The organism is Neobacillus pocheonensis, assembly GCF_050477905.1.
GTDB lineage: Bacteria > Bacillota > Bacilli > Bacillales > Cytobacillaceae > Neobacillus > Neobacillus pocheonensis_A.
Genome location: NZ_JBCNAD010000005.1, coordinates 35,228 through 51,677 on the forward strand (window position 1 = coordinate 35,228; position 16,450 = coordinate 51,677).

Below are 16,450 nucleotides of genomic sequence, written 5' to 3' on the forward strand. Positions count from 1 at the left end.
CTTTTATGTTCAAATTCATTTAAATAACTTGGCATTGTTCTATATTTTTCGTTTTTTCAAAACTTAGAAAGTATTGACGATAGAGCCACTTCTCAAATGGTATTTTATGCAAATTAGGAAAGATGACCTGTGCCGTTTCACTGGTGTAGAAGTTTGCCATTTTTTCAATGTAATCATCATCTAGTAATGGAAAACACATAACCATTCGATTATCTCGTACCAACTCTAACATAAAGTTTCACTCCTCACTTTAAATACAAATCCAAGCAGCAATCTATCAAAATACTTTCAATATTCCAATTGAGAGTAATAAAGATATTAATACAATAATAACAAATCAGTTAATTCAAAAAAATCTAAAAAAACTGATATTATTACACTTTATTTGACATTTTTCGATTTAATTATTGAAAAAACATCATATTAGTATAGTGTTTTAAAAGGTTTTTTAGCGAAACGTAAAGAAAATAAAAATAATAAGTATATTAAATGTGTGAACAATTGAACTATCTTTTTTCTAGTTGAAAAAACGCGTTTAAAAAAGCTCCAAACTTTGTTAGGTAAACAATGTTTGAAGCTTTTTTGTATTCTTGTAAATCAGCGGCAACAGCGCCAAGCTTTTTTGAATACGTAAAATCCAAAAACAAGAAAAGCAAGGAATCCAATAATCGCAATAATGATAATTAAAATATGACCAAGGCTGCCGAGTTCAATTAATCCAAAAAATTCAGTAAGTTTTCCCGACAGGGCAATTAGTAACCATATTACACCTGTTAAAAATCCTAGGAAACATCCAAATATGCATCTGTGTGAATGACAATGACAATGACCATGACAATTACAATGATGACCCATTTTAATTCACCTCCTTGTCAATGGTTGTTCAACATTATGGTATGCGACTGCTTGAGAGCTTGTTTATAAAAAACACAAAAAGAGGCTAAAACTGATTTAAATATAGAGGAGTTTGAAAAAAATTGTGGTTATCATTGGAAATTATTATTAATTTTCGAGATTAGGAGTTCATAGGAAACTAGAGGAATGAGGATTATTGAGCTCATTCCCGAATTATATAAGATGATTTATAATGTAATTAATTAAACATTTGGTTGAATTAAATCTTTTTCCAATGGTTATCATAAGCGAAAATGCGGGAAAAGGAGATTAGCTATGACCACCGATAAAGATTTAAATCCAATGAATGTGATGAAACCGCTAAATATTAATCCAAAAAAAGCAGATGTGACCGAACCTTTAACGTCTTTTGAAATGGGTAAACTTTGGGCCACCTATATGGGAAACAGTATGTCCATTCAAATCTTAAGTTATTTTCATCAGCACTGTGAGGATGAAAATATTAAGACGCTATTGGAAAATGGTTTAGCTTTATCAACGGATTTCATGCAGAGGATTGAAGTATTTTTTAAAAATGGGAATTTCCCTATCCCAATTGGATTTACTAAAGATGATGTAAATCTTGGTGCCCCCCGTTTATACGCAGATGAATTTTACGTTCATTATTTAAAATATGCTTCAAAGGCAGGTATGAGCCTTTACGCAGTAGCAGTTCCATTGGTACTGAGGGAGGATATTAGGGAGTTTTTTATTTATTGTAATCAATGTACCACCGTCTATTTAGGACAAATTAATAATCTTTTAATGGAAAAAAGATACATTGAAGAACCTCCTATCATTCCGACACCAGATGGAATTGATAAAGTAGATAAACAAAGTTACTTAAATGGTTTTTTTGGAGAAGTCCGGCCATTACAGGCATTAGAACTCATACATCTTTGGGATAACATTGAGAATAACGTAACAAGTATGGCATTATTATTGGGGTTTCATCAGATTGTTCAAGACCAAAAGATAAAGGCTTTGTTTAAACGAGGTTTGGACATGACGGATAAAGCGGTAAAGCAATATAAAGAAAAACTGCATGTTGAACACATTCAATCACCGTCTTACCTAGACCATTTAGTTAAAACATCTACATATTCACCTTTTTCCGATAAAATAATGCTGTTCCATAAAGTAGACATGTTCGCAATGAAGATAAGGTCATTTGGAAATTCACTGGCGGTAACGGCAAGAAGAGATATAAATTTCTTGTATGGAAGAACTCTTATGAACATTAGCTTATTTGTTGACGACGGCATGAATATCTTAATTGATAAAGGTTGGGTGGAAGCGCCACCAAAAGCGTATGACAGGGTTTAAGTTTTCATTTTGAACAGAAAGTCGAATATTAAAAGGATGCGGGTGGGGGATAGGAAGGGTATTCTTACTTATCATTTGTTTTTCAGTCTTTTTTGTTACTGTGGGATTGATGGATTCCGAAAAAATAAAAATATTTGGATTTTTATTTGGAACAGTTTGGCTAGTTAACCAAGCACGGCTGACCTGCTTCGTCAAAAGCGTGCTTATAGTCAAATGCAAAAGGAGTGGGTCCATGCTGAAGAAAATAGTTGTAACGCTTGAAAGCTTCCTTCCAGGATACATCCTTCACCTTTTCCGTCCACCACATCACATATGTAGGTTGGTTCGCTTGATGAGCCTCAATCCATTTGTTCCTGTCTCGCAGGGCTTGCTTATGCTGGCCTGAATAGGTAAAACGATATAAAGATTGAAGGCTTTTCCATACCGTTAATGTAAGAATGGGAGTACCATTCCCTTTAATTGCTTCCTCAGGGAATGGCACGCCAAATGGTGAAAATTCCTCTATAAGATGCCCTGATTTAGATGCTTGTCGCATAACTTCGTATCCCACTTCAAAAAACTCTCGAGAGGCAGGTTGCTCATGCGGATGTTTAAGCCTGCCAACAGTATAGATCGCAACAAAGGCCATAATCATCTCCCCATTTCCCTTTTTTACCTACATATATTCATGGAAGACTGGACTCATTCCTTTTGAAAAAAATTGCTGTCACCATCCGGAAAAAGAAAAATAAAAAACCACTCAAAGTGGTTTTTAATCGCGCATGGCTCCTGCCTCTCGGGAAGTCATTGCCCCTTGCCCTTGGCTTACATCTTTTTGAATTTCTTGTTTTACCTTTTGTGCATCAGTTCCGGCAAATTCTGATTTCATAATAGACCCCAAATTCTCTTTAGCTTGCTGACCCTCTTGCATACGAGTCCTCCTCAATTTATTGTTTATCTGTCATATTATTTACTAAAATACACAAGGTATATCCTGAGAATTTGATTGAATTCCACTTAAAGTAGCGACATTAGATTCCTGTTTATTTCCAAACCTGAACTGCTTGACATGAAACCAATTAATTTTCTATTATAAATCATCACCAATCGGAGACTGGGTGATTTTCACCAATACATTTGAGCATTCTTAACAGTCAGCTGATCGGAAAATTGAAGAGGGGTATTCCTTGATGACAAAAAGTAAAATGAATCCTAAGGTTGATGAATTCTTAAGTAAAGCTAAAAAGTGGAAGGAAGAATATGAGAAGTTGAGAAAAATCGTTCTTGACTGTGAGTTGACAGAAGAATTTAAGTGGATGCATCCTTGTTATACGTTTACGAATAAAAACATAGTATTAATTCATGGGTTCAAAGGATATTGTGCGCTTCTGTTTCACAAAGGTGCCTTGTTAAAGGATGCCCATGGGATTCTAATCCAACAAACGGAGAATGTTCAGGCGGCGCGCCAGATTCGGTTCACCAATGTTCAAGAAATAGTTAATATGGAAACCATCTTGAAAGACTATATTTATGAAGCCATTGAAGTCGAAAAAGCCGGTTTGGAAGTGAATTTTAAAAAGAATACTGAATATATAATTCCTGAAGAACTTCAAAATAAATTTAATGAAATCCCTGGCTTGAAAACTGCTTTTGAATCATTGACGCCGGGACGGCAAAGAGCATACATTCTTCATTTTTCTCAGCCCAAACAATCCAAAACTCGAGAGTCAAGGGTTGAAAAATATATGCAGCAGATTCTCAGTGGAAAAGGATTAAATGATTAGTATGGTTAATGAGAATATGTTGATAGTTGTCCTTTAGTACATCTCATGATATAGTAATATTTAATAATTTGAACTTTTGTGCGATAGGTCTTACCATGATTTCCAAAGGTCCAGGTACTTGTTTCATGATCTATTTAAACTTCTTTAATAAATTTTTTTCAAGACTTATTAGATATCTTTAATAAGTTTATTTTTCAAGACTTATTAAAGATATTTAATAAGTTTATTTTTCAAGACTTATTAAAGGTGTTTAATAAGTCTATTTTAATAGGAGGTGCTCCTTGTGAATGCTACTCCAAAATCGTTGAGGACGGAAATCCTTCGCGGTATTCGTAAAGCTTTTTTAGAATTTGAAAGTGCAACTAAAGTTGAACTTAGCGATAAATTAGGAATTAGTTTCCCCACAATAAGTAAATTCTTATCACAGATGGAAAAAGACGGTGAACTTATTTCAATCGGACTTGATGATTCTAGTGGTGGAAGAAGGGCAAAAAGATATGCATACAATCCGGAGTTTATGTTAGGGTTGGCCATCTTTTTAGAGAGAACAGAGACAAATTATCTTGTCTTTAACTGTTTAGGCGAAGTAAAGGATGTTGGAAAAACGTCAAGTGCATTACTAGATGATGATTTAACAATATTAACCAAGTGTGTTGAAGAGATACTGGAGAAATATCCAAAAATCACTTCAGTAGTTATTGGTGTACCAGGTTCCGTTGATAATGGACGAATTATTTATATACCAGGGTATGATCATCTTCAAAACTTTGATCTGAAGGGATATTTGGAAAATTTGTTCTCCATACCTGTTGTAATAGAAAACGATATGAATGCGGCAGTACGCGGTTTTCACGATAGTATGGGAATCAAGAAAAATAAATCTCTTATCTATTTATATTCAGGTCAAAATGGCCCAGGTGCTGGAATCATGGTAAATGGAGTGGTGGTGCGAGGAAAAACTAATTTTTCCGGAGAAGTTTCATTCGTTCCACAGTATGATGACCGAAACTTCGGGCAGGCTTTGAAGATTGGGAATCGCTCTAAAAAAGCAATTATTTCAGAGGAATATGAGATTGATGCTATTAGCAGGTTAGTAGCTTCCTTTACAGCTATTATTAACCCTCACACCATTATTTTTTGTCATGATGAAGTAAACCAATTTACCCTAGACCAAATTGTAGAACGAAGCTCAAAGTATATTTCAGCAGAGCATCTTCCAGAACTTATTATGAGTGATTGGAAACAAGATTATCTATTTGGGTTACAAAGTCTGGGTCTTGACCTCATGATTACGGAAATTAGCAGCTAAGACAAATCAAGAACTATAAAAATGCTAGGGGAGGTTATACATGGCTACATACTTTTTAGTAATCATCTACTTGGCTTTTATTAGCTTAGGTTTACCAGATTCATTATTGGGAGTGTCATGGTCATTGATGCAATCGGAATTTGGGGTACCACTTGAGACTGCCGGATTGCTTTTTATGACAATAGCAGGAGGAACAATCATTTCCAGTTTTGTAAGTGGAGCAGTGCTAAAGCGATTCGGAACTGGCATCGTCACATTTTTCAGTTGTTTCATGACAGCTGGAGCGCTCCTTGGGTTTTATTTTGCTCCTTCGATTTTTTGGTTGTTTATTTGTGCAATACCACTTGGGTTAGGTGCAGGTGCCGTTGATACGGGTTTAAACAATTATGTAGCTTCACATTACAAAGCACACCACATGAGTTGGCTTCATTGTTTCTGGGGAGTTGGGGCTACCCTTGGTCCCGTAATTATGTCTCAGTTTATTTCAGGGCAACATTCTTGGAGAAACGGGTATCTTACCATCGCTGGTGTGCAGTTTATATTAGTAGTTATTCTTTTCTTCACTTTGCCTTTATGGAACAAGGTTGGAGGAAACAGCAATGTTAACGCAACTAAAGAGCCGAATAGTCCATTGTATGTGACAGAAACTGAAAATCAAAAACCCATGCAAATTAAGGGAGTTAAACTAGCTTTGCTATCTTTCTTGTTTTATTGTGGTGCAGAAGCAACAATGGGTCTTTGGGGAAGTAGTTTCCTAGTAAATGTTAAAGATTTATCCGTAGATGTAGCAGCAAAATGGGTTTCCTTGTATTACGCAGGAATTACCATTGGTAGATTTATAACAGGCTTTATAACCTTAAAAATTGGCAACCGTTCTCTAATACGGATGGGACAATTAAAAGCATTAATTGGTGCAGCACTTCTATTCTTACCATTGCCGTCCATATTCTCTCTTGTTGGTTTTATAATGGTGGGATTAGGATTAGCACCGATATTTCCGTGTATGTTACATGAAACACCCATACGATTTGGCCAAAAACATTCTCAAACAATAATGGGGTATCAAATGGCTGTTGCTTATACAGGTAGTACGTTTCTGCCTCCACTTCTTGGTTTCATTGCAGCAAACTCAACAATAGGAATTTTCCCATTTGTCATTGCAGGTTTTATTGCAATAATGCTCTGGGGTTCTGAAAAATTGGGGGGAACCCTGGCAAGAAATTCTAAGAAAGTAGAAATATAGCTTAATAGAGTAATATACAATAAAATTTTTTATATTGGGACGAAATCATATGATTAAGTTAGTGTAATTGAACAGGCGTTTTGCAATGCTTAAGTGATATCTGGTTTGTTGATGTTCGTAAAAAAGCTCCAAACCTCTATTTATGAAGGGTTGGAGCCATTTTTGTTTATTCTTTTTTCAATCTTCCAGCCTTTTTTGCAGCCTCTTTTAGGATTACTTCGATTTGGGCGTTCACACTTCTGATTTCATCTTCCGCCCATTTCTCGAGGACTTCATATAATTTGGGATCAATCCGAAGCGGAAATGATTTTCTTTTAGTCATTTACTACACAACCTTAATAAATACTTCCTGTATTAATAATTGGCTGGGTCCCTTTTTCAGAAACAATGGCGACCATCAAATTATTGACCATCTGTGCCTTTTTCTCTTCATCTAATTCCACAATTTCTTGCTCTGCAAGCTGGTCAATAGCTGCCTTTACAAGACCTACCGCACCATCGACAATCACTTTTCGTGCAGATAAAACTGCTTGCGCTTGTTGCCTTTGTAACATAGCTGAAGCGATTTCAGAAGAATAAGCGAGATGCATAATCCGTGCCTCGATCACATCTACCCCCGCAACATCCAGTCTTTTTTGTAAATCAGATACGAGTACATCGGCGACTTCATCACTATTTTGGCGAAGGGTTAACGCGTTCTCATTATTTCCGAACGAATCATAGGCATAGGTACTAGCAATATGACGAATACCGGTTTCACTTTGAATTTGAATAAATTTCTCATAGTTTTCTACATCATACAATGCTTTTGCTGCATCGCTAACTTTATATACCACAACAGCAGCAATTTCAATTGGATTTCCTTCTAAATCATTTACCTTAAGCTTCTCACTGTTAAAATTGGTAACACGTAAGGAAACGCTTCGTTTGAATGTAAATGGAATGGTTGCCCATAAACCTTGGTCCCTAATAACTCCTAGATAAGTACCAAAGAACGTTAATACCTTTGCTTCATTCGGTTGAACAATGGTTAGACTTGTAGCAATGATTAGTCCCAAAAGTATGACCAATACTCCTAAAGCTACTTTTTCAGGACTATTTGTTCCTGTAACAATTAAATAAATTCCAGAACAAATACACAACAGTGCTAGGATAAGTGCTGCAAAACCATTCATTTTAAAAACCGATTTTTCTCTCATGAGCTTCCCTCCCGAAATAATGTGATATAAAAGTGATATCACATTTATATCATAATAATTCTGTTGAAAAAAGTAAAGGAATACCCTGGAGGAGGGTTCTCATAGTGTGCTAATGGTGTTATGTTAGTTCAAAACACGAACCGTCCCCTTGGCCCTCCTAAAAATAAATACCTAAATTTAAAAACATTTTATTTTTGTAAAGCTTTTTTCAACTAATGTTTGCTAGTGGTGTAATCAAGCTGCCATTTGTCGTGTTTTGAAAAGATGAATCCTTCTGTGGGACATTTTTATGTGTTTGTAGCTAAGATTTGTCTCATTGTACTATTCTATGGGACAGTTTAATACTAGAGAAGAATTGATCAGTTTTAAACACTTTAAAACATATCCTTGAACTTATACTAAGACCTTGAGAACATCATAGTGAGTTAAATAATACCTTCATATAAAAAGGAACCGCATTAGCGATTCCTAAGATTGTTATTTATTTACTTTATTAATAACATTAAGAGAATTGTTAAGTGCAGTTTTGAAATGGTTGACATCAGGGTTTGATGTACGAACGGCCGCTAAAACTACGTCAATAGTTCCATCAATTTTTGTCCATGATGTGCCATCAATTTTCCTAAGTTTCGGCTCTGATGTGTCCCATTGATGTTCTAAATCGTCGGCCTCTTTTTTCGCTGAAGTAAAGTCCTTTGAGTTTACTTTGTTTAGCATATCACTTTCGATTTTTGCAAAATCAGTTAATTGTCCAGACAAAGTGGTTTGGGCAGAATCGGTTTGCGCTGCTATTTTATCGTTGCGCCAAACATAACCGCCAATACCGACAACTAAGAAAAGGCACAGTACGGCAATAGTCTGCTTAAAAACATTTTTCTTGCCTTCCATTGTTTGGTTTGTTGCCACTGTTTGACCTTTTTGTGTTGTATCAATTTTTGTAACAGCAAGAAAAATGATAATGGCTAAAATAGCGATAAGGAAAATCGCACTAGTAACGGTTGTCCCCAACCCTAACCCGCCATTATTTTTTGGTTGAGAGAGGTAATCACCTAATGATGCTCCGAGTGGCCGAGTAAGAATATAGGCAATCCAGAACGATAAAATTCCATCAAGTTTGAAAAATTTCCATGCCAAAAATACACAAGCTATTATAATAACGACGATGATTCCTGTGTTTAGGTAACCAAAACCAAGCTGTTCGGAATATAAATCTCCGACTGCTGTTCCAAGGGCAAATGTGAACAGAATAGTAAGCCAATAAAAAACTTCTCTTTTTCTTGTATGAATCGAGTGAATTGAGAGTGTTTTTTCACTAAGATACCAAAAAAGAAAGGTTAATCCTAATAACACTGAGAAAACTACTGTACTAAGCTCGAGGGGTACTGCCATTCCGTCTGTCAAATTATCAGTGACCAAGGTTCCAAATACACTTATTAGAACAACCGTTAGCCAATAAATTCCTGGAACATATTTCGTTGTTCTGAATTGAAAAAACAAAACGATGAAAAATGCGATTCCCATAATAACGGTAGTAATAGTTAAACCAAGTCCAAGGTTGAAATTTATGAAATCAGCGAATGTTTCCCCGACAGTTGTGCATAAAACTTTAATGATCCAGAAGAATATGGTCAATTCTGGTACCTTATTAAGTGAAATTTTCCATTTACTTTGGTTATCTTTCATACATAATCTCCTTTTTGAAAGCCGTCATTTTTACAAAGAAATGATACTTGTTTCTACTATATAAGAAATTGAGGGGGGATTTATTAAAAACTGATTAATATAAACTAAAGTGTTTATTAAGTATGGGATGTTGTACTAAAGTAGTAGATGAGTTAAAAAAGAATTAACTATTAAAATGGGGGAATAACAAGGGGGATGGGAAACCGACCCATACTCTTACACAATTTAGAAATAGAATTACCTAAGGAGTGGTAAAAATGGCACGTGTTTTATTTATTAATGCCGGATCAGAAGGACATATCAATCCAACTATAGGAGTTGTGCAAGAGCTTATTTCACGCGGAGAAGAGGTAGTTTACTTTACGATAGAAGCTTTTCGAGAGCGATTGGAGAAGACAGGGGCTACTGTACGAACATTGGATGGTCAAAGATTTATAAAAGCCTTTATCTCGGGTGGAAGAAATTATTTACTTGAAAGAATTAACGGTCTTTTACATACAGCAGAAATTGTCATACCTAGCTTGCTAGAACAGATTGAAGGAGAGCATTTTGATTACATCATCCATGATTCAATGTTTGGTTGTGGACGTTTAATTGCCCAAATCCTTAAGCTTCCGGCAATTAATTCTTGTACTTCCTTTGCGCAGACAAAGGAATCATTCGATAAAATGTTAGAGCAGCTTTCAAAGAATATTCCTAAAGAAGTGCTTAAAAACATTAACGATGAATATCGAAGACTGACGGCAATGGTGAAGGAAAAATATACTGTCGAGATCCAATCTCCTTACGAAATTTTTTGTAATCCTGCACCAGTTACAATCGTTTATACAACTAGGGAGTTTCAACCTTATGGAGAAGCATTCGACCAAACTTATAAATTCGTAGGTCCATCCATTTCTTCACGATTAAAGCAGGAAAGTTTTGACTTTACAGCTATCAAAGGGAAAAGGCCAATTTACATTTCTCTCGGTACCGTTTTTAACCGTGCCGTTGATTTTTATAAGCTTTGTTTTGAAGCATTTGCAGATAGTAATCATACGGTTGTCATGTCGATAGGGGAACAAACTCCACAATTTGATTTAGGAGAAATACCGCAAAACTTCATTGTAAAAAATTATGTTCCACAAACCGAAGTACTTAAATACACTAAATTATTTATCACGCATGGTGGAATGAATAGTACTAATGAGGGTCTCTACTATGGGGTTCCGCTAATTGTAATCCCACAAAGCGCGGATCAGCCGATTATTGCTAGGCAAGTTGCCAATATCGGAGCAGGTGTTACATTACAAATGCAACGCTTGACAGCAAATCAACTTCGTGAGGCCGCAGGAAATGTGTTAAACAACCCATCTTTCCATAAAGCTGTTTTACAAATAAGGGAATCTATTCAAAAATCGGGTGGATATTACAAAGCTGTTGATGAGATTTTTGAATTTAAAAGTCATAATGATATCTAAAAATAAAAAGAAAGCAAGGTTAATGATTCCCAAGCTTTCGATTTTTAACTTAGACTATTCTTTAACGACGATCCAAGGGAACACTTCTGAATCTATGTTAGAGGCATTATGAAGTATTAAAACCATGACATTAGGTTGACTTGGCCCACTTTGTACAGAATAAATATTTTCCAATGGATCTGTTAAGTATCCCGCACTAATGACATTTCCATTTTTCTGTGCTTCTAATCGAAAGTCAAGATATTCACGACTCTTTATCTGGATTCCAGGTCTCCAGGTATAACGTTTGAAACCTTGGCCAAGATCCTCTTCAGTAGCATTTTGAAAATTCAAATCAAAACGTCTTTTATACATTGAGTCTGGAGATTCGTTCAATCGATTCGTATAATGCAACCATCCATTAACCGATAAAAAGTTACTCACTTGGATCAACTCCAAATCTAATAGAATATGAGGCATGGTGAATTAGTAATATAGACTATCAGACTATATAAAATGAAGAAATAAGGTTAATTCTTCATTTTATATATATAGGTTGCTAGCGATAATATTCCAGAATTCTAATATATTGAAAAATGGTTTTATTTATTTTGCCTAAATATAACGGCTCACACCGACACATGACAAATGTCCTCCTTTCACCCTGTTATTCGACTCTTGAAAAATATATACCTTTTATTCAGATGAGATTTAACAAACTTTTCAAAAATAACTTGTAAAAATATGTTAAAGAGACATAGAGGAATGGAATTTAATGCTAAAATGAAAAAGTGGAACTTAATGATGAGTTTATTTAGGACAATGTAATTTATTGTAGCCAAAAAGGGGCGATGGATAAATGATAGCAACACAATACAAGATTCTATTACCAAGTGATTATGATATGAATATAATCAAAGAGAGAGTAAGAAATAATGGGTACAAAACGGACGGATTTGATGAACTAAAATTCAAACTTTATTTGGTAACAGAAAAAGGAGTCAATCATAATTTGCAAAATAGTTATTGCCCGTTATATCTTTGGAAGGACAGCAACGGGTTAAACAAGTTTTTATTTAATGGATTTTACGATAATATCTTAAACTCTTTTGGATGGCAGCAAGTAAATATCGGAATTCCACTAATTGACACAACTACCTCTAAAATCACAGAGAATAAATATGTTTTTCAAATCACAAGAAAAATACAACCACAAGAAAGCCTGAATAACTTTAAAGATAAAATCGAAGAAAGTATTCAAACGTTTGATGATGCAGAGTATATTGTGATTTATAATCCTGAAAAATGGGAGTACGAGGTGTGCTACTTTTTAAATGATTTAAGTAACGTAAAAGAAATGAGTGGAGTGACATATAGTATTCTCCATATTTCACAGGAAGTACTTCCTGAATAAGAGCCCGAGTAGGGGCTTTTTATTTTGTCTATAGTAAAAGAATATAAAGGTAACCGGATTCTTAAGTTCGCTTCAATTCTAATCTTCGCGCAACAAGTGACAAAGCATAATTCACGATAAAGTACATCAAGGCTACCAAGACAAAAACAGGTACCACATAGGATCCTTTTTGCGCGTAAATAATTTGTCCGTTGTGCAAAAGATCTGGCAACGCGATGACGACTGCTAACGACGTATCTTTTAGTAGAGAAATAAATTGGCTGACAATAGGAGGAACCATTCTCTTCAGCGCCTGGGGCATGACGATGTAGCGTAATGTCTGGATGTAGCTTAGTCCTGACGCACGCCCTGCTTCAATTTGTCCTTTTTCGATGGAGTTTAAGCCGCTACGGATAATTTCTGATAACATGGCCGACTCAAACACTGTCAAAGCAGCGATTGCTGCAGTCGTGATTTCCATTTCAATCCCGATTTCGGGTAAGGCAAAATAGGCGAAGAAAATGATGAGCAGCAATGGTAGGTTACGATTCGTCTCGACCACCACAGCAAGTAAAGGAGAAACAACAGGAATCTTCATATATCTAAGTGTGCCAATAAGACCACCAATCAGGAAGCTGAGCACAATCGAAAAGCCAGCGACCTTTAAAGTGACCCCAAATCCTTCTAGCAAAAATTTAAAATTATCAATTGTATAGACTTCTATAAACGGTGCTAGAAAATCCACCCAGGCACCTCCTCAATAACTTCTAGCCAGGCGTTTTTCTAAAAACTGTACGCCAAGACTTAAAGGGATTGTTAATAGTAAATAAAATAAAGCAACAAAGACATAAGTATCAAAGGTGACGTATGTCTTTGTCGATATTAAATCCCCCTGATACATTAAATCCCCACCAGCCACTACGGCTAACAAGGATGAATTTTTAACTAAATTAATAAATTGGTTGCCAAGAGGGGGGATAACGATTTTGATAGCCTGAGGGAGGATAATCCATCGCATGGCCTGGCTGTAACTCAATCCTGTAGAACGGGCTGCTTCCATTTGCCCTTTTGGAACAGACAGAATTCCAGCCCGGATGGCTTCGGCAATGAAAGCTGCTGTATAGATGGTTAATCCGATGGTTCCGGCAATCATCCCGCCAAAGTTTCCCGCTAAGTACGTGAAAAACACGATAACCAGGACAGGAATGTTACGGATAAATTCAACGTATGCCGTCCCCAGCCAGTTAAGAGGTTTAAAGGGGGCAATACGCATGACTGCCAGAAGGGTTCCTAAAATAAAGCTCCCTAATAAAGCAATTAAACTAGCAATGATAGTTATTTTTAATCCATCCAATAAGGAATCCAAATGATTCGTTAATATCGAGAAATCGAGCAAGTAATCTCCTCCTCATAAATCAGGATGGGCAGGTCCGTAAATCTGCCCACAGACAACTTCCCATCCTGACGAGAAACCATGTTTAAATCATCAATTTTTAATCCATTTATTCTTAATTTCATCATACTTTCCGGATTCCTTCAGACTTTTCAATGCTTTATTCAACGCATCAACAAGCTCTTTATTGCCTTTTTTAACAGCGATTCCATAAGGCTCTTTTGTGAACGTTCCTCCGACAAGTTCAAATGACGGATCTTCTTCTGCCATCCCATAAAGGATTGCATCATCAGTAGTCAAAGCATCACCCTTGCCAGCCTTTAAAGCGGTAAATGCTTCAGCATAATTTTCATATTCAAGAACGGTGGTTTCTGGAGCTTTTTCGCGAATATTGATAGTCGATGTAGAGCCTTTCACAGCAAGTACTGTTGTGCCTTTTTTCAAGTCTTCAAGTCCATGAATCTTGCTGCCTTTTTTCACAAGCAACGATTGCCCGGCATCAAAATAAACATCTGTAAAATCCACTTCTTTTTTACGCTCCTCCGTGATGGTCATCGTAGCGACAACCGCATCCACCTTGCCGTTATTTAGGAGACCAACTCTTGTTTTCGATGTAACCTCAACGTACTCCGGCTTTACTTCCTTGCCAAACATTTCTTCTGCCAGTGCTTTGGAGAGATCGATGTCGAATCCTTCCACCTCACCAGTCTTAGGATTTTTCAATCCAAATAAGCGAGTATCATGTTTTACACCAAACACGATTTTTTTATCTTCCTTAATTTGGGCGAGTACATCCTTGCTGCCATCTGTAGAGGCCTTGTCCTTACCGCAACCGCCAAGGAATAGGGCGGCCACCATGGTTACTAACGCCATTTTCACGATATTTTTTGTTATAAACAATTCATTTCCCTCCAATTAATGATTTAGAATTCGGCTGAGAAAGATGCGAGCCCGTTCTTCACGGGGATTCTCATAAAATTCTGCCGAAACTGCTTCTTCTAAAATGCGCCCCTCATCCATAAAGACGATTCGGTCAGCCACTTCCTTGGCAAAGCCCATTTCATGGGTGACGACGACCATCGTCATGCCTTCCTTGGCAAGGGCTTTCATCACATCCAAGACCTCGCCGATCATCTCAGGATCAAGTGCTGAGGTTGGTTCATCGAATAGCATGATTTGCGGTTTCATAGCCAGTCCGCGGGCTATGGCAACACGCTGCTGCTGTCCTCCGGAAAGCTGAGAAGGATAAGACTCGGCTTTTTCTAAGATACCTACCTTATCGAGATAATGACGGGCTGTTTCCTGAGCCTCCTTTTCGGATTGGCCCAATACTTTCATTGGAGCTAGAGTGATATTTTCTAGCACGGTTTTGTGGGGATATAAATAAAAATGCTGAAAAACCATGCCGATATTGCGCCGAAGCTTATTGATATCTGTATTTTTATCGCCAACAGATATCCCATTTACGCTAAGTTTCCCGTCCGAGATGGATTCCAGATGATTGATACAACGCAGCAGGGTGCTTTTTCCTGAACCGGAAGGACCTATAACGACGACGACTTCACCTTGATGGATGGTGAGATTAATATTTTTTAAGACGTGAAAGTCCCCATAAAACTTATTAACCCGATCAAATACAATCATGCTTGACCTCCTGAACGAAAACCTAATAATGAAACGAATTCCATTTTGGACATTTCCGAATCTGTAGAGTATATTCAAACCTTGTCCTAATCAAACCGCGACCATTTACTCGTTTTTATTTTGGGATTTTTTTCCTAAAAATTAATTGATAGACATCCGAACATCAATAGGGGATAACTGTAAACCGAGTCAGTTTTAAAAAACTTAATCACATATTTTTATTTCCTGCATATTGTAACTTCTGTGTAAGAAATGCTAGGGAGGAAGTAAGAACAATGAATAACCAGCAATTAATCATATCTAGGAATAGCGATTGTAAAGATGGAGGAAATGGATATAAGGTAATTGAATTTAATGTATCTGATCCTACTGAAAAATTATTTTCCGTGGTCACTCCGATAAAGAAGCAATAAAAGAAATGACCTCTTCATTTCAATAAGCGGAGGGAACCATTAATAGAATGAAAAAATTTCTATCGTAGATGAAATGCCATTGAGATGATTACTTTGGCGGGTAATGGTGGTAATGATTAATCTTTCAGGAATGTATATCTTTCAAAAATAGATACTAAGTTTAGGATTTGCTTCGGCAGTCCTTTTTCTAGGTAGTAAAGGGACAGTTTAATATAAGAAGTGGTAATATTAAATTCCATTTATTAGTTAGAGGAAGTGATACAATGTTCTTTTATTATTTAATGCTCATACTTGGTGTCTTATTTGTAATAGGGGCAGTATTTGCCTTAATTGTTATGTATGGTACAAAAGACTTTCGAATATTAAATGTAGGTAAATGTCTTGGAACCTTACTTTTTGGTGTTTTTCTTTTAGGGATTACTCTGCCAAGCCTAAAATATGTTGTGCTAAAGGAATATGATGTCGTCAGTGGGAAATGTGTCATCGAAATAGATTCAGCAGGTCGCTCTCCTGAAGCGAACATTAAAATGCTCCATACAGATGAAATATTTACCTTCAGAGATATTCCTGCACTTGATGCTTATGGAAAGTCAATCCCTTATTATTGTGAGGTGACAGTTACAAAAGACCATATGTTCGACATTAGTTATAAAATATTTGATGTCAAAACACGAAAGTTAATAATAACAAGTAAATAAATATTGATAAAAACGGGCTTTTTTGACGAAAAGTTTTATTGACAAATGATGCT

At 36.2% G+C, this 16,450-nt stretch carries 20 protein-coding genes; 8 read left to right on the forward strand and 12 right to left on the reverse strand.

Features of this window, described 5'->3' with window-relative positions; all coding sequences use genetic code 11:
- Positions 1 to 19: 19 nt before the first annotated feature.
- Both ABES02_RS02050 and ABES02_RS02055 read right to left on the reverse strand, forming a co-directional pair.
- Complete coding sequence (locus tag ABES02_RS02050; protein ID WP_430130089.1) at positions 20 to 232, reverse strand: hypothetical protein; 213 nt, start codon at positions 230 to 232, stop codon at positions 20 to 22.
- A 365-nt stretch (positions 233 to 597) separates the two neighbouring features.
- Positions 598 to 855 carry an ABC transporter gene (locus ABES02_RS02055; protein WP_430130091.1) on the reverse strand — a complete coding sequence of 86 codons (258 nt, stop codon included), beginning with the start codon at positions 853 to 855 and terminating at the stop codon, positions 598 to 600.
- Positions 856 to 1,170: 315 nt separating this feature from the next.
- Here ABES02_RS02055 and ABES02_RS02060 point away from each other — a divergent pair, with 315 nt between their 5' ends.
- On the forward strand, positions 1,171 to 2,220 hold the full coding sequence (locus ABES02_RS02060; RefSeq protein ID WP_430130094.1) for a DUF3231 family protein: 1,050 nt from the start codon (positions 1,171 to 1,173) through the stop codon (positions 2,218 to 2,220).
- Positions 2,221 to 2,380: 160 nt separating this feature from the next.
- Here ABES02_RS02060 and ABES02_RS02065 read toward each other — a convergent pair whose 3' ends face one another.
- Both ABES02_RS02065 and ABES02_RS02070 read right to left on the reverse strand, forming a co-directional pair.
- Complete coding sequence (locus ABES02_RS02065) at positions 2,381 to 2,848, reverse strand: DUF3291 domain-containing protein (protein WP_430130097.1); 468 nt, start codon at positions 2,846 to 2,848, stop codon at positions 2,381 to 2,383.
- A 123-nt stretch (positions 2,849 to 2,971) separates the two neighbouring features.
- The gene (locus ABES02_RS02070; RefSeq protein WP_430130100.1) at positions 2,972 to 3,130 is read right to left on the reverse strand and encodes a hypothetical protein; all 159 of its coding nucleotides are present in this window, start codon (positions 3,128 to 3,130) and stop codon (positions 2,972 to 2,974) included.
- Positions 3,131 to 3,389: 259 nt separating this feature from the next.
- On the opposite strand from ABES02_RS02070, the gene ABES02_RS02075 reads away from it, so the two are divergent.
- From ABES02_RS02075 to ABES02_RS02085, 3 genes are all read left to right on the forward strand, one after another.
- The gene (locus tag ABES02_RS02075) at positions 3,390 to 3,983 is read left to right on the forward strand and encodes a YdeI/OmpD-associated family protein (protein ID WP_430130103.1); all 594 of its coding nucleotides are present in this window, start codon (positions 3,390 to 3,392) and stop codon (positions 3,981 to 3,983) included.
- Between the two features lie 283 nt (positions 3,984 to 4,266).
- Complete coding sequence (locus ABES02_RS02080; protein ID WP_430130106.1) at positions 4,267 to 5,292, forward strand: ROK family protein; 1,026 nt, start codon at positions 4,267 to 4,269, stop codon at positions 5,290 to 5,292.
- 40 nt (positions 5,293 to 5,332) lie between these two features.
- Positions 5,333 to 6,535 carry an MFS transporter gene (locus tag ABES02_RS02085; protein WP_430130109.1) on the forward strand — a complete coding sequence of 401 codons (1,203 nt, stop codon included), beginning with the start codon at positions 5,333 to 5,335 and terminating at the stop codon, positions 6,533 to 6,535.
- 166 nt (positions 6,536 to 6,701) lie between these two features.
- Here ABES02_RS02085 and ABES02_RS02090 read toward each other — a convergent pair whose 3' ends face one another.
- The 3 genes from ABES02_RS02090 to ABES02_RS02100 all read right to left on the reverse strand — a co-directional run bounded on the left by ABES02_RS02090 (position 6,702) and on the right by ABES02_RS02100 (position 9,417).
- Positions 6,702 to 6,857, reverse strand: coding sequence for an Arc family DNA-binding protein (locus ABES02_RS02090; protein WP_007083705.1), 156 nt, complete (start codon positions 6,855 to 6,857; stop codon positions 6,702 to 6,704).
- Positions 6,858 to 6,870: 13 nt separating this feature from the next.
- Positions 6,871 to 7,734, reverse strand: coding sequence for an SPFH domain-containing protein (locus ABES02_RS02095; protein WP_430130112.1), 864 nt, complete (start codon positions 7,732 to 7,734; stop codon positions 6,871 to 6,873).
- A 477-nt stretch (positions 7,735 to 8,211) separates the two neighbouring features.
- Positions 8,212 to 9,417 (reverse strand): COG4705 family protein, encoded by a 1,206-nt coding sequence (locus tag ABES02_RS02100; protein ID WP_430130115.1) that lies wholly within the window; start codon positions 9,415 to 9,417, stop codon positions 8,212 to 8,214.
- Positions 9,418 to 9,674: 257 nt separating this feature from the next.
- On the opposite strand from ABES02_RS02100, the gene ABES02_RS02105 reads away from it, so the two are divergent.
- Complete coding sequence (locus ABES02_RS02105; RefSeq protein WP_430130118.1) at positions 9,675 to 10,877, forward strand: macrolide family glycosyltransferase; 1,203 nt, start codon at positions 9,675 to 9,677, stop codon at positions 10,875 to 10,877.
- Between the two features lie 54 nt (positions 10,878 to 10,931).
- Here ABES02_RS02105 and ABES02_RS02110 read toward each other — a convergent pair whose 3' ends face one another.
- On the reverse strand, positions 10,932 to 11,300 hold the full coding sequence (locus tag ABES02_RS02110; RefSeq protein WP_430130121.1) for a hypothetical protein: 369 nt from the start codon (positions 11,298 to 11,300) through the stop codon (positions 10,932 to 10,934).
- A 415-nt stretch (positions 11,301 to 11,715) separates the two neighbouring features.
- Between ABES02_RS02110 and ABES02_RS02115 the strand changes: the two genes are divergently transcribed.
- Positions 11,716 to 12,270, forward strand: a complete 555-nt coding sequence (locus ABES02_RS02115) for a DUF4865 family protein (protein WP_430130124.1) — start codon at positions 11,716 to 11,718, stop codon at positions 12,268 to 12,270.
- 61 nt (positions 12,271 to 12,331) lie between these two features.
- Here ABES02_RS02115 and ABES02_RS02120 read toward each other — a convergent pair whose 3' ends face one another.
- The 4 genes from ABES02_RS02120 to ABES02_RS02135 all read right to left on the reverse strand — a co-directional run bounded on the left by ABES02_RS02120 (position 12,332) and on the right by ABES02_RS02135 (position 15,286).
- The gene (locus ABES02_RS02120) at positions 12,332 to 12,994 is read right to left on the reverse strand and encodes an amino acid ABC transporter permease (protein WP_430130127.1); all 663 of its coding nucleotides are present in this window, start codon (positions 12,992 to 12,994) and stop codon (positions 12,332 to 12,334) included.
- Between the two features lie 12 nt (positions 12,995 to 13,006).
- Positions 13,007 to 13,645, reverse strand: coding sequence for an amino acid ABC transporter permease (locus ABES02_RS02125; protein WP_430130130.1), 639 nt, complete (start codon positions 13,643 to 13,645; stop codon positions 13,007 to 13,009).
- Positions 13,646 to 13,735: 90 nt separating this feature from the next.
- A complete protein-coding gene (locus ABES02_RS02130) occupies positions 13,736 to 14,515 on the reverse strand; it encodes a transporter substrate-binding domain-containing protein (RefSeq protein ID WP_430130175.1) in 780 nt (259 codons plus the stop codon).
- Between the two features lie 42 nt (positions 14,516 to 14,557).
- A complete protein-coding gene (locus ABES02_RS02135; protein ID WP_430130133.1) occupies positions 14,558 to 15,286 on the reverse strand; it encodes an amino acid ABC transporter ATP-binding protein in 729 nt (242 codons plus the stop codon).
- Positions 15,287 to 15,561: 275 nt separating this feature from the next.
- On the opposite strand from ABES02_RS02135, the gene ABES02_RS02140 reads away from it, so the two are divergent.
- Together ABES02_RS02140 and ABES02_RS02145 are read left to right on the forward strand one after the other, a co-directional pair.
- Positions 15,562 to 15,699 (forward strand): hypothetical protein, encoded by a 138-nt coding sequence (locus tag ABES02_RS02140; protein ID WP_430130136.1) that lies wholly within the window; start codon positions 15,562 to 15,564, stop codon positions 15,697 to 15,699.
- 263 nt (positions 15,700 to 15,962) lie between these two features.
- Positions 15,963 to 16,397, forward strand: a complete 435-nt coding sequence (locus ABES02_RS02145) for a hypothetical protein (RefSeq protein WP_430130139.1) — start codon at positions 15,963 to 15,965, stop codon at positions 16,395 to 16,397.
- The last annotated feature ends 53 nt before the right edge of the window (positions 16,398 to 16,450 follow it).

Coding starts and splice junctions, on each gene's coding strand:
- ABES02_RS02075 (WP_430130103.1), top strand. CDS start 3,390: ATGACAAAAAGTAAAATGAATCCTAAGGTTGATGAATTCTTAAGTAAA.
- ABES02_RS02090 (WP_007083705.1), bottom strand. CDS start 6,857: ATGACTAAAAGAAAATCATTTCCGCTTCGGATTGATCCCAAATTATAT.
- ABES02_RS02130 (WP_430130175.1), bottom strand. CDS start 14,515: ATGGCGTTAGTAACCATGGTGGCCGCCCTATTCCTTGGCGGTTGCGGT.
- ABES02_RS02095 (WP_430130112.1), bottom strand. CDS start 7,734: ATGAGAGAAAAATCGGTTTTTAAAATGAATGGTTTTGCAGCACTTATC.
- ABES02_RS02100 (WP_430130115.1), bottom strand. CDS start 9,417: ATGAAAGATAACCAAAGTAAATGGAAAATTTCACTTAATAAGGTACCA.
- ABES02_RS02050 (WP_430130089.1), bottom strand. CDS start 232: ATGTTAGAGTTGGTACGAGATAATCGAATGGTTATGTGTTTTCCATTA.
- ABES02_RS02055 (WP_430130091.1), bottom strand. CDS start 855: ATGGGTCATCATTGTAATTGTCATGGTCATTGTCATTGTCATTCACAC.
- ABES02_RS02060 (WP_430130094.1), top strand. CDS start 1,171: ATGACCACCGATAAAGATTTAAATCCAATGAATGTGATGAAACCGCTA.
- ABES02_RS02105 (WP_430130118.1), top strand. CDS start 9,675: ATGGCACGTGTTTTATTTATTAATGCCGGATCAGAAGGACATATCAAT.
- ABES02_RS02065 (WP_430130097.1), bottom strand. CDS start 2,848: ATGGCCTTTGTTGCGATCTATACTGTTGGCAGGCTTAAACATCCGCAT.
- ABES02_RS02070 (WP_430130100.1), bottom strand. CDS start 3,130: ATGCAAGAGGGTCAGCAAGCTAAAGAGAATTTGGGGTCTATTATGAAA.
- ABES02_RS02145 (WP_430130139.1), top strand. CDS start 15,963: ATGTTCTTTTATTATTTAATGCTCATACTTGGTGTCTTATTTGTAATA.
- ABES02_RS02115 (WP_430130124.1), top strand. CDS start 11,716: ATGATAGCAACACAATACAAGATTCTATTACCAAGTGATTATGATATG.
- ABES02_RS02135 (WP_430130133.1), bottom strand. CDS start 15,286: ATGATTGTATTTGATCGGGTTAATAAGTTTTATGGGGACTTTCACGTC.
- ABES02_RS02085 (WP_430130109.1), top strand. CDS start 5,333: ATGGCTACATACTTTTTAGTAATCATCTACTTGGCTTTTATTAGCTTA.
- ABES02_RS02140 (WP_430130136.1), top strand. CDS start 15,562: ATGAATAACCAGCAATTAATCATATCTAGGAATAGCGATTGTAAAGAT.